The 15,444-nt window shown below is 44.4% G+C and carries 14 protein-coding genes; 9 read left to right on the plus strand and 5 right to left on the minus strand.

The genetic code is table 11. The features are described 5' to 3' along the window. The first annotated feature begins 200 nt into the window (after positions 1 to 200). The 5 genes from AACW75_RS00680 (at position 201) to AACW75_RS00700 (ending at position 5,694) form a co-directional block, all read left to right on the plus strand. Entirely contained in the window at positions 201 to 713 is a 513-nt protein-coding gene (locus AACW75_RS00680) for a YcxB family protein (RefSeq protein ID WP_237297359.1), read from the plus strand. 79 nt (positions 714 to 792) lie between these two features. Then, on the plus strand, positions 793 to 1,518 hold the full coding sequence (locus AACW75_RS00685; protein ID WP_145568249.1) for a metallophosphoesterase family protein: 726 nt from the start codon (positions 793 to 795) through the stop codon (positions 1,516 to 1,518). 166 nt (positions 1,519 to 1,684) lie between these two features. Beyond that, positions 1,685 to 2,887: a YbfB/YjiJ family MFS transporter gene (locus AACW75_RS00690; RefSeq protein ID WP_145568248.1), complete on the plus strand. Its 1,203-nt coding sequence runs from the start codon at positions 1,685 to 1,687 to the stop codon at positions 2,885 to 2,887. Positions 2,888 to 2,901: 14 nt separating this feature from the next. Then, the gene (locus AACW75_RS00695; protein ID WP_145568247.1) at positions 2,902 to 3,531 is read left to right on the plus strand and encodes a glutathione S-transferase family protein; all 630 of its coding nucleotides are present in this window, start codon (positions 2,902 to 2,904) and stop codon (positions 3,529 to 3,531) included. Between the two features lie 102 nt (positions 3,532 to 3,633). Continuing rightward, complete coding sequence (locus AACW75_RS00700; RefSeq protein WP_145568246.1) at positions 3,634 to 5,694, plus strand: FUSC family protein; 2,061 nt, start codon at positions 3,634 to 3,636, stop codon at positions 5,692 to 5,694. A gap of 134 nt (positions 5,695 to 5,828) precedes the next feature. Here AACW75_RS00700 and AACW75_RS00705 read toward each other — a convergent pair whose 3' ends face one another. Continuing rightward, positions 5,829 to 6,851, minus strand: coding sequence for a DUF2955 domain-containing protein (locus AACW75_RS00705; RefSeq protein ID WP_145568245.1), 1,023 nt, complete (start codon positions 6,849 to 6,851; stop codon positions 5,829 to 5,831). 12 nt (positions 6,852 to 6,863) lie between these two features. Then, on the minus strand, positions 6,864 to 7,913 hold the full coding sequence (locus AACW75_RS00710) for an HlyD family secretion protein (protein WP_145568244.1): 1,050 nt from the start codon (positions 7,911 to 7,913) through the stop codon (positions 6,864 to 6,866). A 403-nt stretch (positions 7,914 to 8,316) separates the two neighbouring features. Here AACW75_RS00710 and AACW75_RS00715 point away from each other — a divergent pair, with 403 nt between their 5' ends. Beyond that, positions 8,317 to 8,559 (plus strand): hypothetical protein, encoded by a 243-nt coding sequence (locus AACW75_RS00715; RefSeq protein ID WP_017075180.1) that lies wholly within the window; start codon positions 8,317 to 8,319, stop codon positions 8,557 to 8,559. A gap of 449 nt (positions 8,560 to 9,008) precedes the next feature. Here the strand turns inward: AACW75_RS00715 and AACW75_RS00720 are convergent, their stop codons facing one another. Both AACW75_RS00720 and AACW75_RS00725 read right to left on the minus strand, forming a co-directional pair. Continuing rightward, positions 9,009 to 9,371 carry a NirD/YgiW/YdeI family stress tolerance protein gene (locus tag AACW75_RS00720; protein WP_017075181.1) on the minus strand — a complete coding sequence of 121 codons (363 nt, stop codon included), beginning with the start codon at positions 9,369 to 9,371 and terminating at the stop codon, positions 9,009 to 9,011. Positions 9,372 to 9,817: 446 nt separating this feature from the next. Then, the gene (locus tag AACW75_RS00725) at positions 9,818 to 11,629 is read right to left on the minus strand and encodes a PLP-dependent transferase (protein WP_145568243.1); all 1,812 of its coding nucleotides are present in this window, start codon (positions 11,627 to 11,629) and stop codon (positions 9,818 to 9,820) included. 142 nt (positions 11,630 to 11,771) lie between these two features. On the opposite strand from AACW75_RS00725, the gene AACW75_RS00730 reads away from it, so the two are divergent. Next, complete coding sequence (locus AACW75_RS00730; protein ID WP_017094327.1) at positions 11,772 to 12,227, plus strand: Lrp/AsnC family transcriptional regulator; 456 nt, start codon at positions 11,772 to 11,774, stop codon at positions 12,225 to 12,227. An 11-nt stretch (positions 12,228 to 12,238) separates the two neighbouring features. Here the strand turns inward: AACW75_RS00730 and AACW75_RS00735 are convergent, their stop codons facing one another. Further along, on the minus strand, positions 12,239 to 12,865 hold the full coding sequence (locus AACW75_RS00735; protein ID WP_145568242.1) for a type II secretion system protein: 627 nt from the start codon (positions 12,863 to 12,865) through the stop codon (positions 12,239 to 12,241). Positions 12,866 to 13,275: 410 nt separating this feature from the next. Between AACW75_RS00735 and AACW75_RS00740 the strand changes: the two genes are divergently transcribed. Further along, positions 13,276 to 14,184, plus strand: a complete 909-nt coding sequence (locus AACW75_RS00740) for a dienelactone hydrolase family protein (RefSeq protein ID WP_145568241.1) — start codon at positions 13,276 to 13,278, stop codon at positions 14,182 to 14,184. Between the two features lie 287 nt (positions 14,185 to 14,471). Next, on the plus strand, positions 14,472 to 15,275 hold the full coding sequence (locus tag AACW75_RS00745) for a MetQ/NlpA family ABC transporter substrate-binding protein (RefSeq protein ID WP_145564721.1): 804 nt from the start codon (positions 14,472 to 14,474) through the stop codon (positions 15,273 to 15,275). Positions 15,276 to 15,444 lie beyond the last annotated feature (169 nt).

The following is a 15,444-nucleotide window of genomic DNA, read 5'->3' on the forward strand; positions in this document are numbered from 1 at the left end:
TATCAATTTTTAATATAAATTCAGGTAAACAAGTGAGCTATGCCGAGAGCAAACCCCGTCGGTATTATTGATTTACAAAAGAGCATCAAAACCGTTAAAGAAAAGTACCGACAAGCGATACAATGCTGGAATTACGAGATTGCAGCGCAGCAGCCCCTTTATAGAAATCTCATTCACAGAAAACATTAAAGTAGCCAGACATGTCTAAAGATCCCGGTTTCACCACAGAGTACATCCTCGACAAGACGTTTTTCACAGAGTGTTATGATCAAACTAGCCTTCCGACTCAATTTCCAAAAGCCTATTTAAAAGGAATACTGTTTCTTATTTTTGGTGTGGTTTTATTAGAGTTTGAACTACTACCTAACGGTTACGTTGGCTGGTTCTTTATCGTTTTGAGTGTGATTGAAGCGTTCAGTGTGTACTGCAAGAGAACCTGGTGGATATGGCGACAAAAAATCAGCTCCGGTGCTGGCAGCAAAGTGATCTTTCAAGGTGACGTTAACGGTGTGAGTTATAAAAACGCTAAAAACACCAATACTATCGCTTGGACTGACATCTCCCAACTGCAACAGACCGATTTAGGCTTTATCCTTCATATTGGAAAACAGCGCCAATATGTCAGTAAATCTTGTTTAAGCGATGAAGCCATTGCGTTTATGGTTGAGCAACACGAAGCTTCCAAAGCACCTAAAGCACCTAAAGCAAATTAGCATCAATAAATGCCTGCCAATTTGGCAGGCATTTTTCTATCACCTTTGATAATGCGTATGGCACAACCGGACAACAACAATGAACACCATTTACCAAATCAGTGATTGTCATCTTTCAGATGAATCCAGCTATGAGAACCTGCGTAGAGCATTGGAATACGTCAGTAAAGACACAGCATGCAAGACCATTTTTCTGACCGGTGATATTTGTTGTAACCCAAAACCGGGAGACTACGTTCGATTAGAAGGGTTCATTAGAGAACACATTAACGAACAATCTATTTACGCGATTGCGGGCAACCATGACGACTCTTGCTTAATGCGCACAGAGTTAAAAGGTTCGACGATTTTCGTCACAGATAAAGCAATGATCAATGAACGAAAGTTTGTATTTCTGGACTCTAGCTTCAAGCCGTTGGATACGCGTCACCCACTCGGTTCAGGGCGCATTGATAACCGTGGAATGACAAAGCTAAAACAACAGTTAAGAAAAGCCAATGACCCTATCGTGGTTGTTCACCACCCTGTCATTCCAGTCGGTGCACCGTGGATGAAAGCCATCCGTCTAGAAAACGATGCCGATGTGATGAACGTGCTTAGCAAGTATCACGTGCGTGAGGTTATTTGCGGCCACGGCCATGACGGGATAACGGAGACACAACAAGGCGTAACTCAATACATGGCACCTTCAACAGCCTACGGCTTTGACCACTCTATCAATGAATACAATCGCAGCGAGAAGATTGGAATAAGTCGAATTCGTTTGTCGACTAACTCAATCGACTATCAAGCTGTGTATCTTTGACATTGAACTGAGTTCAAAAGAATGAACCCCAATGTAAATGACCAATCTGACATTTACAGAGAATATCAATCATCATCAAACTCCACACATTAGAGTAAAAACTCATTTGAGGGCACTCAGGTTAAAATGTTAGCGTAATGTTACAAACGCAAACATCAGGCGCGACATGCAGCAAATAAAACTCTTAAACCGCGCTACCTTCGCAGGGCTTGCGGCAACATTAGTCGGCAATGGTATTGGCCGATTTGCCTACATAGCCTTGATGCCAGTGCTCATACAGAGCGGATGGTTCTCAAGTGAAGATGCCTCAACGCTTGGGGCTGCAACGCTGATTGGTTATATCTTTGGGGCTCCTGTTTCAAGCTTTTTACAGCGATATTATTCAACAGGCACACTCATACGCGCCGCTCTTTTATTGAGCAGCTTTAGTTATCTTGGTTGTGCCTTAAAGTCTGCCCCTTTTGAATGGTTTTTAACACTGAGAACCATTGCAGGAATATCGGGAGCCATCCTTATGGTGCTCGCACCACCCCTGATCGCGAGCCTTCACCCGCAAGAGATGAAGGCAAGAGTCAGTGGCGTCGTATTCTCAGGGATCGGGCTTGGTGCCATGATCTCAGGAACGATCATACCTCTGCTTATCTATCAAAGTGTGGAAAGCGCATGGTTAGCTATGGGAGCCATCGCTTTTCTAGCGACCGTCCTTACATGGAACACATGGAGTATTGAGGTTAAGCAGAGTCATTGTACGATGAGCCCAGCTTCGTTTAGAGACTTATCTAAGCGTAAACGTGTCAGTATTCGACTTGTACTTTTAGCCTATACCTTTAGCGCCATTGGTTACTTACCTCATACTCTTTTTTGGGTCGACTATATTGTTCGGGAGCTGGGGAGGAGTTTTGCAAGCGGCGGTTTTTATTGGGCCGTATTTGGCGTCGGTGCCGCAATTGGGCCAATAGTGACCGGTGTATTAGGTGATAAGATCGGGCTCAAAAAAGCGTTATTAGCTGCGTTTTTTTGCAAAGCAATTGGCGTTGCACTGCCCCTATTAAGCACCAGTGACGTTGCGCTTTTTGTTTCGTCCTTACTCGTCGGTATGTTCACTCCAGGTATCGTCACACTCGTATCAACTTACACCTTAGAACTCGTTGGCACGCAGCTTCATACGAAATCTTGGGGAGCTATGACAATGGCTTTTGCTATCTCGCAAGGCGTGGTTGGCTTTGTGATGGCTCATTACGCCCCACAATTAAGCAGCTATAACGTCCTATTTATGATCAGCTCAAGTGCACTCATTCTATCGATTGTCTGCATTGTATTGACATCAACTGGGCAGAAAACATTAAACATTGCTCAAACAAGTTCTTAGCAAAGGAATCGCTCATGAAACTGTATTTAAATGATACCTCACCATTCTCACGAGCGGTGTTGGCCACTGCCTACCTATGTAATGCACCACTTGAACTTGAATGGGTCGATCCATGGCAGACACCCCACGCATTAGTCACAATCAATCCATTTAGTACCATTCCGGTACTAGAAACCCGTGATGGTATTACACTCACCGAGAGCTTAATGATTTGTGAGTTCCTATTACAGGCTTACCCAACTAAAACACTCATATTAACCAAGATTAATAATGCTAAACGCATGTCGTTATTGGGGACGAGCAAGACCCTTATGGAAGTGGCATTTCGCTGCGCTGCATTGAGCCGTTTTGACGCTGAACAAAATGTGCTGACAGTTAGAGGAAAGGAAGGTATTCAAAGAAGCGTTCAATCACTTATCGAGCAACTGAATAACACTCATGATTTACTTCAGCCTGATTTCTCAACGTTGTACCTACACGTTGCATTAGATTACGTTCTGTTCAGACACGCGAGTTTGCTCTCGGAAGGAGAAGTAGACACCCTCTCTACCGCATTACAAGATTCCCCTTTCAAAGACACACTGGCAACGTTAAGCCTAGACTCACTTTCCAATAAGCCAAGCTATCGCGATCTATGCCAATAGAAGAGGTTTACAGCGCTTCAATTTATCAATCTGTGATTGAAACCAGCACAATGTAGAGGTTTGACGTTACACTGAATGAGACACAGCAAGTTAAGAGGGTCTATGACGTTTTCTCCTGCCATTCTGCGTAAAATCTGGTACTCCCCTTCTATTAACCTAGGGCTTCGCGCCACCAGTGCCATTGTGCTGTTTCTCGGCTTAGGTTTACTGTCGAATCACATCAATATTGCCATGACCGCTCTCATGACCATGCCAGCGGCTTTAATTAGTGGACTTGATGCCGCAGGCCCTAGGCGATGGACACGTTTTACGATTACCGCAACCGCTTGGGGAATCACTTTGGCCACCAGTTACGCTCTGCTGATCAGCGGGCTGCCTTTATGGTTAACCTATGGCGCAATGGGTGCCTTGCTTGCCAGTGCTGCGGTCAATGGTCCATTTTGGGCGCGACTTGGCATGTCCAGCCTCCTAATTGCTGTCGTCACCCTATCACTCCATAATTCCAACACAGCGCTAAGCTTGTACCCAATGCTGGTACTTGGTCCCCTTACTTTTGCACTTTTTAGCTGGCTTTGGTTTGCCCTGTGGAAACACTATGCGCTGCGCGTGTGTCTTTCTGCGATTTACGAAACGTTGGCAGACTACATCCAATATCGCCAAGCCTTCTTGTTAGGAGGCGAAAATGAAGCGCCCAAAAGACGTATAAAATATCAGCTCATCGAGTTGTTCCAACAGGCACTTCAATCCGAATCCTTTCGCTCTAAGCACGAAGATGCTGACTCGCTCCGACAAGCCTTATTTCTCGCACTCGATACATTTGAAGTGATAATCAGCAGTCACACAACAAATCCAGACCTATTAAGCCAATTTCAGTCAAGTAAGCCAAAGAGAGACTTGTTATTGGTTTGGAGTCAACATTGCCAGCAAAGGTTAAGACACAAAGCCAAGCAGCTTTTGCACGATACGAACGAAGAGATGGAGCACTTAAGCCCATTAGAGCAAGAAGCCAATGACTTGATTGAATCGGTAAAGCTTGAAGACCAGCCCCGCTTTCGTTATTGGGCCTACGCAGTGAAGCACATTTCCCGTCGTATTGAACTTAATGAACCCGCTTATGAACGCTCTTTTGAAGTGCAGCCATTTGAATTGTCTTTTCGCCTACCAAACCGAGACAACCCGATTTGGCGTCATGTTACTCGTGTCGGTTTGATGTTCGCACTTGGTGCTGGGATTGCGGAATACTTTGAATTGATTCGCCCTGATTGGGTTCTGATTTCGATGTTAATGGTGATTCAGCCAAGCTTCTTGGCGACACGCAGTAAAACGTGGCAACGCTGTTTAGGTACGGCGCTCGGCGTGCTCTTTGCGACTTCCTTGATTCATATTGGCGTACCGACGACCGCGATGTATACGCTAATGGTCATCCTCTTGCCCGTCGCAATGCTTAATATCATGCGCAATTACTCGCTAGCCATTGGTTGTATTACCGCGCTATTGATTTTGATTTATCAGACCATGGCGCATCAAGGGCTCGATTTTGCCGCGCCACGTTTGATCGACAACATCGTCGGTGGCGCCATTGTGCTACTCGGTTATGGTTTGTTATGGCCGCAATGGCGAGGTAAAGAGATCCACAATCAAGCGTTAACAGCATTGAATAGCTCAAAAAGCTTGTTTGTGTATTGCTATGAACAATTACAAGTCGACACCGAACAACGTGACCACATGGCCTTAACCAAGCAACGTGCTGCAATGCTCACGGCAGAAAGCGACCTTGAGCTGATTTACAACGAAATGCAGCAAGAGCCAAAACATACTCGCGCCGATCCTCACTATTATGAAGATATGCTGAGTCATTATCGATTATTAAGCCATTACCTCTGCTTGCTGATTCCGTTAGTCAGAAAAGGCACGCAATACCAAGGCTCTCAACAAGTCGAACACTTAATTCATGATGCGATGGACGCGTTAATCAATACCATTCGTGATAACCGCGTCCATGAACTGCCCGCACTAACCAATAAAACCGATGCCGACCACCCAACCTCTACAACGGGTCAACGCTCAGTAGAAGAAATCATCTGGTTGGCGCTGATGACAATTAAGCAAATGCACGATTTAGTTCGGCGTAATCTTGAAAACAAAAAGTTTGAAAACGAATAAGCTAGGCACCAAAATACAGACCTATGGATGATGACTCATAAAGATTTAGAAGATTCAGCCAGAGTGAAAGCATTTTTTAATTTTATGAAAAGTGCAATCAAATCAGACCATAATCGGTTGGCCGGATTTGATTATTAGCGAACGAGTACCGGCTCTTCACCATTAGGCTTACGAACAAAATGACACAAAGCCCACAGCACAAACAAAGTTACAGTCAGCTCCCAAGCGCGTAGGAAGGTACTTTCCAACCCCAAATTGCTACTGGTCATGTACAACTGAATCGGCAGCATGGTCGCTAATAACGCATCGGTATGAACGTCTCTGGCTGGACCTTTCGCTTTGGTCATTGATGCGGTGATCATAAAGGCAAGCAAACCCAACACTATGGTGTAGTAACCGAATGTAGACTGATGCCCTGCCATCAACAAGGTGAACACCACGGCTACTGCACAGCCACCTACTTGAGTTTGAAAACGGCGGTCAACCACGTCGATAAAGCTTTTGTGTGTGGTTTGGGTTGCGGCAGCAATCACTGGCACCATGCAGAACGTTGCAGAGATGATGTCGACAATCATCAAGAATGCCAAACCAAGACCAATCAACGCGAGTGAAATTGCTCTGTTCTCAAATGTGACGGGCTGTTCTTTAAATACAGGAGGCTTACTTCCTTGCTCAACAGGGAAAAGAGCCACCATGGTTTTTGCTACTACCATGGTAATCAACATGGATACCAAAATTTCATGAATACGCATCGGCATATCCATGGTGGTGTGCTGGGCAAACACCACAATCAAAATCCAGTTGAAGGTTGGCATCAACATTTGACCTTTCTTCGCCGGCGTAGTGGCTCGACGACGCATAAAGTCGAAGAAGAACAGGCTAATTGTCCACACCACAAACGGATGCTGTGAAAACACCTCGGTCACCACCAACGCTGTACTTGCTGCCAATAAAGTGGGTGACAAGGTACGGATCAAGCCAAGCCAAGAGTAATCTTTGTTCTTGGTCATGATGATGGTTGGATACAATGCCAGATAAACGGGAGAGTCTAGGTTTAGTAGCTTTCCCAACACCATACAAATCGTCACAGTAAGTGCGACACGCAGCGCTTCATTACGTTGAGAATGACCCTGAGCGGTGTTTTCGAATGTCCACATAGCCATCTCCTACTAGTAGATGTAGCGAAATATTGAAACCAAGTGGATCCAAGCAGAGCCAATAACGTGCATTATTGGATTGCCGCTTTCAACAATCACACTCGCTCGTGAACCTGAGATCATCGAAGGATCCAGCTCGTTAACAGTAATGCGGGTACGTACTTTCTGTTGCTCACGGATCCAACGCGTATCATTGGTCACGTTAGATAGCTTGCCGTTGGCATTATTGGTGTCGTAAATCGCACGCTCTTGGCTACTCACTTCACCAGTAAAGACTTTGCCCGGTAGCGCATCAAAAGAGACTAAAACTTCGCGGCCATTAGTGAGCTTATCAATGCCTTTCTCATTGAAGTCCGCACTGATCCACGCATGAGCTTCGTCCACCAGCAGCAATGATGAAGTACCTTGAGTGATATAACTGCCCGATTGCAATTGTAAGTTGGTCACGACACCTTCTGTTTGCGCGACGACTTGAGTGTGGCCTAAATCCAGTTCCGCACTGGCAAGTTTTGCTTCTGCTAATTCAATTGCCGCTGTGCGGTCTTGGGTAGATAACTCAACCTCAATACGCTTCACTTCCGCGTTCGCAGCTTCAACCGCACTACTCGCAACTTGTGTATTGGTGGTTGCGTCATCAAGTTCTTGCTCAGTCGCGAGCCCTTTGTTGCGCAGCTTTTGGTTACGTGCGAGTTTCTGTTTCGCGTTGTGATATTCAAATCCTCGTTGGCTTTGTGTTTGTTTCGCTGCTGCTAACTGCTGCCATTTCGCTGAATCAGAATCACGGGCTTGATGTAGTTCGGCTTTCGCTTGTGCCACTTTCAATTGGTAGCTGCTGGTATCTATAGCAAATAATGGCTGACCTTTTTCAACCAACTCGCCATTACTAACCATGACATCGGTAATCACACCGGACACTTCTGGCGCAATGGTCGCTACGTTACGATACAAAGTCGCTTGAGTGGTAAAAGGGGAAACATTATCTGAGGTGACTAAAAAAGCGGAGAACAATGCTGCCGCTGAAAAAACAGTGTAAATAGCGTATCTATAAAAATTTTCGTTCATGCTTGTGCCTAGTTTTCATTCGTTATGAAGCGCCGCGCTCACGGCTTATTCGATTCTCTTTTCTACGAAAACTAGGTTATAACCATTCACAAATGGAAAATAGGACCAATAAAAGAAGTGTGAATTCCATATTTGGAAAGGTTGATAACTTGTGCCGATTTCGCTCAATAGTTGAGCGAATAGCTCAGATAGGGATGTGTGGAAACGTTCGCATTCAGTTACTACCCTTTCCTACTATCAATAAGAGGTTGAAGAAGTAAACCGTACCTAGCTACATTCCTTTGGATTACTGTATTTACACTAGCTTCTTATGGTTAAAATGCCGTATTGTACAAACAATCAAATTATAAATACTCGCGGCCTTTGCCACAGAGACTCTCCATTCTAAACAAAAAGACTTACTATGAATTTTGATATCAATGCACTAAAACACCACCAACTAGTCGAAGATGGTCAACTCGAGGGGTGTTACATTCATCAGCCAGTACAGGGCAGTCAGCCAGATGATAAAGCTGTTTTAACAGAGCGCCAAGCGCTGGAAAATCTGGGGTATAAGGTGGTACAGGTTAAAGCTAAAGGCGGGACAACAACGTTTGCCGAGGCTATGCAAGAACTTGCGAAGAAGACTGGCCACCAGCCTAAATAGTAAACGAGTGAGCAGAGAGAGTTACAACGTTCTCTAACGACCGTTTTTTGAGTCTCTCTGCCGAGTAATCTCAACATGAGCCATTTCATGCTGACAACCAATGGAGCAGACACTTTTCGCGTCAGTGAGTTAGCTCCTGTTCTCACGTTTTCCCCAGAATGAGCCACCGCTATATTTGGTCCCAAACACAAAAATGGGTTGGTACAGCCGAAATTCAGTCTATTACCTAAGAATCTAGCTTTATTAGAGACGGAGACTGTTTACTGAATTAATGTTGGACGGGTATGGCACTTAGCTATGAGTTATGAGTTATGAGCAATGAGTTATGAGCAATAACACAAAGTAAATACATGTTCTCTATTTGTCATAGTTCTAAAACTTTAAAGGAGCCACAATGAGCTCCTTTGAGGTTTAAGTTATCGCTTCAGTTACTACTGCATTCACTCGATTTAGCTACCAATCGCAATTCTATCAACTTCAATTGTTGCCTCTTCCCAGCTATCTTTTTCAACGTTGCCAACAATCGTTATCTTGTCATTTGGAGCAATCGTCAAACCAGCCCAAGCTTCATCCTCTACTTCGATCACAATTGTGTTTTTGCCATCAGTAAACTTGTACTCGTCATCTCCCAAAGAGTGCACAATGTTACCCGTCACCTGAACTTGGGTATCGTCTCTTGCTTCTAGGACTTGAGCAACCGTAACAGGAGCGCTAGCCGTCGGGCCATTAAATCCGCCCGTTGCAGGTAAAGTGTTTGCTGTTGCTAAGCCAGAAGCCAGAACCAGTGTAGTAGCAATAAGTACGTTTTTCATAAGAACCTCTAAGGAGTCATAGTTTGTTTTGATGGGTGTACTATGCAGGAGGTGGTATTAATCGCGGATGAAAGTAGCGTTCATAATTCATTCATGTTGAAAATACGTAGAATGACAATACCCAAAAAAACCATAACCATATGATCTTAATGGTTATCTTAATCGAATAGTTTTACTTTTTACGAAAATCATTCCTTTTCTAGAGCTCTTGCTCTTTGTTATTCAGTATTAGCCCAGTAATAAGTCATCAAGAGAGTCGCTTTCCAAGCACCAATTGAATAGTACTCGATGAAGCTACACAGTGAGAGCTTTCTAAAACTAAGGCCTCGCGCGCGGCCTTAGTTTTGCTATTTAGCGATTATGACTGTCCTTTAACGGTTACAGTTACCCTACTTCACTGACTTTTCTTGCTAACCTTTATTGCCAGCTTAGCTTACTGACCCAACTTACTGACTAAGTTGACTGAACTTCGGCAAGCTCTTCACAAACCTCTGGTGCACATCCATATAGGTTTGCATATAGATTTCATCGATATTGTCGCCACTCGGGAAGCTAGATGAGAAGTCGGCGTGCTTACGGTCAATGGACAATTTGGCCGCCTCAACTATATGAGCGATGAACATTCGAGGATCTTCTAAGCCGATAGAGATGCGCATTGTGGTCGGTTTGATGCCTGCTTCATTGAGCGCTTCATCGCTGAGCTCTGAGTGCGTGGTCAGTGCTGGGCACAAGGCCACGGTGTTGGTTTGCCCTAGACTCACTTGCATGCCGATAGCAGGCTCAAGCATGTCGAAGAACTGTTTAAACCCATCACGATTGATTGGCGCATGATTACCGTTACCTTCCATATCGATAGTAAACAGCGCCGCTGGTAGCCCCAAGTACATGTTGTTCTGGCAGTGTTCATAGTTATCGCTGTCTGGCAAAGCTGGACACGACACATTGATGTCTGGGTGAGCATCAAAGATCTTTGCGAGAGTCAGGGTGTTGATGGTTTTCTGCACCACTCGCATTTCATAGGTTTTCATACCATTGAGCACTTCGAACGCTTTGTCTGCGTCTAAGAATGCGCCTTTAATGTAATACACATTCCAAAACAGCGTTTCGTTCCATGGAATGGTGAACTCATCGCCGTTAGGTTTGTTACAGGTGACCTCCTCTCCTTTTGGAACAAACATGGTCTCGTTACGGCCGATGACTACTCCTGCAGTTGTGGTACCAGAACCCGCCAGTTCTTTGGTGTAAGAGTGAATGACATAATCGGGTCTTTCCATCACATCATCGCGTTTTAGTACTGGATGCAGTAATGGTGTACCCACTGTAGAGTCGACAATCACATCCCAACCACGAACGTGACCAGCTTTGCTGATGCTAGCAACATCTAAAACGTACCCATGCGGGTTACATGGTGACTCTAGGTAAACGTAGATTTTCTTGCCCGCAGCGAGGCGATCCGCGTATTTATCGGCAACCTCATCAAGACGAGCCGCAAACTCATCACCTGAGTAACCATCGACCCACTCTACCGCGACATTCAGGTTCGACGGCTTGCCAAACCAATCTTCCAATAACTGATAAGAACCGCCGTAAATATTGCGTGAGGCCAAGACTATATCTTCATGGCCAAGTAAATGACTCAACAACCCATCAATAGCCGCCATACCCGAGTTAAAGTTCCATGCGAGGTATTCGTTGGCTCTAGAGCCTGCCTCAATATCAACCATGTGGTTAGCCAGTGAAATCGATGTTGGGTTAAGCAGTCGAGAGTAAATATCGTGCAGCGGCTCTTTACCGTTGAACGCATCTTCAATCCATTCTGTACACGCAAACAAATAGGTCGCAGTGCGTGTAATAACAGGACTGGCAGAGAAGATTGCAGCAACATTATCAAAGATAGGATAGGCACCTTTAGAGGCAAAATTGCCATTATTGGTGGCAATGGATTGGTAAGTCGCACGCATTGGGTTTTGTAGGTTATCGAGGATCTTCGCGATCTGAAATGACAAGAAGCGTTTGGCGTTAAACCAAGCGATTCGGTCACTCTTATCAAGTTCTGAAAGTCCATCAACCGTTATTGCCCAAAGATCGTGTGTCTTGGTATTGGCTTTGTACAGGGTCGTCGCCAGTTCAATCAACGTGACGCCGTAATCACTGTTTGGATCGATACCGAAGTGCTTTGCTTGCTCAATGGCAAGGGCTTCTGCTTGTTCGTGTTTTGTGGTTTTACGCAGCGGGCTAAGTTGAGTTGAAGTATTCATAATTGCTAAGTCATTCCATGCTTGTTGTTCCTCCTTTAATTTTAGTTTTGGGCAGATGTTAAAAATTGCTATTTTCGAAGCAAGACATACACTTTGAGCAATAATATTGCCGAATAAACTTCAATATTGATGAGATATGCCAATGGACGAGATCGACAAGAAAATACTGGCTGAATTGCAAAGCAACGCACGACTGACTAATCAAGAACTGGCCGATCGAGTGGCACTTTCACCCTCTCCTTGTTTACGCCGAGTTCGGTCATTAGAGAAACAAGGGATTATTCGTGGCTATCACGCCAGTGTCGACCAAGAAGCCTGCGGCTTGCCTGTGAATGTGTTTGTGTTGGTGAAACTTGAAAAGCCGACTGAAGAGAACATGCGCGACTTCGAGCAGCACATTGAAGTGATTGATGAAGTGTTGGAGTGCTTTTTGATGACAGGCAATCACGACTACCTATTGCATGTAGTGAGCGAGTCACTCAAAAGCTACGAGCAATTTATCCGCAAACAATTAACTCGCCTGCCCAATATTGCGTCTATTGAATCCAGCTTCGCCTTCGGTCAGGTAAAAACAAAGACTAAGCTGCCCGTGAGATAATTAGTAACGACTTAGTTTGACTGTGCAGAAGACATTGGATAGTCATCTCCAATCATACAGATAAGTGCACCGCCAAAACCTTTGTCGTAACGTACTTTTCCGGTCGTATTCGAACTTTCTATATCCGTGTTGCCGTCGATAATCTGATTAATTTCTTGTGCCACTTTTGTTGGTACCAACCATATACAAGCCGCAAGAGAACAGGTTGCTGACGACGATTCACAACCTGTCTCGGAGCTTCCTCGTGCCCATTGGCTGCCCTTTTCCTTAAGCAGTAATTGCGTTGCTATGTAATCTGGGTGATCGATGTACTGATCACCACCTATCCATGTATCGCCATAAGGTAGGTACGGCCCTTGCCATGTTGATAAGCCCGGATTTTCAATTAAGTGATTGATGTTTAAGTAGCCGAAGTTCGTGTCGGTATCGGAAGTAATTGGAGGTAAAGAGCCATTGTCATGAGAATATTGCTCCGCTGCATCCAAGACAGTATTCAGTTGCCCGATCAAAAATGTTGCCTCATCGACACGGGAAATACGATTACCGATCTGGTTGTAGATAAAAAATGCGGCAATGAGCATGAGTAAACTAAACGATGCAAGTTTCCATTTTTCTATCTGACGCAAAAGTCTTAACATCTATTTTTTATCTCTCATCAAAACGGTTCTAATAACGCTATGGCTTCCCTTATAAGGAAAGATTATACCAGAGTAAAATCAAGCGGTTTGTATTGAAACATTCTGCCCTATTGACCGTAAATATGCCTAGCTCTTAAAGGTCAATTTAGAACTAGACCCTCCCCAAAAACAAATAATAGTCACCACCCAACTTCACTGACTTAATCCCATACCTAAACCTTGTGTTGATTGATTCAGTAAACAAACCAAAGAGATGGGAATCGATTCCGAAGTGATCGTTTTATCTGACTGTCATCTAATTTTTGTACTTTGATATAACAAATAGCTCAAAAGTTATTGAGCGATCGTTCAAATATATTAAGATTTCCACTATAGTTGATTGGTCAAACAACTCACAACAAGGAAAAGTTATGAATCAAAATACCGAATCTCAATCAACCCCAACTCGGTCTATCCCTCAAGAAGCATTTGATTGGTACGACGAATATGCACACGGCCTGATTGATCGCAGAGAGTTTATGACTCGTCTATCCGGGCTAGCTGTACTTGGCTTAACCATGACGACGCTAACTTCTGCACTGATCCCTAATTATGCGCAGGCAGAGCAAGTCTCTTTCAATGATCCTTCCATCACAGCAACCTACGAGACATTTCCTTCACCTAAAGGATACGGAGAAGGCCGTGGTTATTTAGTGGTACCAAAAGAGTTAGCGGATAATGCGCCAGTTGTCTTAGTTGTTCATGAAAATAGAGGCTTAAACCCATATATAAAGGATGTGGCAAGACGACTCGCAGCCGCGGGGTTTATTGCGTTTGCACCTGATGCACTCTATTCGCTTGGTGGGTATCCAGGTAATGATGATGAAGGTCGAGCAATGCAAAAATCATTATCCAGAGAGAAAATCGAAGAAGACTTTATCGCCGCTGCAAACTTTTTGAAATCTCATGAAAAAAGTAACGGTAAGCTAGGCGCAGTCGGATTTTGCTTCGGTGGCTATATCGTAAATATGTTGGCGGCGGTAATGCCAGAGCAACTGGATGCGGGCGTTCCATTTTATGGCACTCCTGCCGCACCCGATTTAAGAAAAAATGTTAAAGGGCCATTGCTCATCCAATTTGCGGGAATCGATAAACGTGTGAATGCAACTTGGCCAGAGTATGAAGCTGAACTCAAAGAGATTAGGGCAGACTACACCGCTTACATCTATGACGGTGTGAATCATGGCTTCCATAACGATTCAACAGGTCGATATGCTGAAGAAGAAGCAGAGTTAGCGTGGGCGCGTACACTTGAGTTCTTTAGTAAAAAGCTTTCTTAATAGGCAGCTTTACCGAACCCGTTTTCTTTAAGTTCCAAGTTACTGCCCTATACCTTATTCAACGAAACCCAAAAGGCCTCATACGTGCGAGGCCTTTGTTTTCTCAACGCTATATGGGCTTGCCCTACAGATAGGTTTGGGGTGTCGACATTCTGGTATTAAGTACACCTAGCTGCTTAATATCAATCTAGCTTTGCTTCTAACAAACCTATTGACCCGATCGTATAAATAGATAATATGGACATCTAGACGCCTACATGTCTTTTAGTTAATTAAATGGAGTTATCATGAACAGCTACAAAAAAATCACAGCATCCCTGTTGGCATTAGCATTCGTATTCGGCGTAACAGGATGTGGAAAAAAAGACGAGGCTGTCATCAAGATAGGGGCGACAGTTGGCCCACATGCACAAGTTGTACAGGCCGTCGCCAAAGAAGCAGCAAAGCAAGGGATTAACATTGAGCTCGTCGAATTCTCAGACTACATCACCCCTAACGCAGCACTGGACGATGGAAGTATCCAACTGAACAGTTACCAACATCAGCCATTTCTCGACAACTTTAATGCCAATCACGATAGCCAGTTAGTTTCTATCGGACGTTCAATTTTGATGCGTATGGGCGTTTACTCGAACAAGTACACTTCGCTTGACTCTATCCCAGATAACGCACGAATCGCGATTCCAAACGACCCAACGAATGGCGGGCGTGGGCTATTACTACTTGAAGATGCTGGACTGATTTCTTTAAAAGACAACGCTGGTTTCAACGCATCTTTAAACGATATTGTTAACAACCCGAAGAACATTCGATTTGTTGAAGTGGATGCCGCTCAGCTCCCCCGCTCTCTTGACGATGTAGATGCTGCTGTAATTACCATGAACTATGTAATGTCGGCTGGACTCGATCCTAAGAAACAAGGCATTTACTTAGAACAAAAAGACGCACCTTTAGCCGTGATGGTTGTGGCGGCGCGAGAAGAAGACAAAAATAATGAAACGTATAAAAAGATCATCTCAATTTACCACTCTCAAGAGATCAATGACTTTTTAGACAGCACTTTCAAAGGCACCATAGAAGCCGCAAATTAAGCTAAAAGAGTTCACCTTAGATTTGGCGTTGCCTGCTACTCATTAAGCAACGCCAGATTGAGCTGACGTGTTCATCGCTGACTCATTCCTGCCCCTTTTCAAATTAGAAGCAAAGCTTAAGTTACTTAAAGCAAGGTTCAAAACGGTGTGATGAGAGCGGATTATGTAA

It is taken from the genome of Vibrio sp. L3-7, from assembly GCF_963898195.1.
Lineage (GTDB): Bacteria > Pseudomonadota > Gammaproteobacteria > Enterobacterales > Vibrionaceae > Vibrio > Vibrio echinoideorum.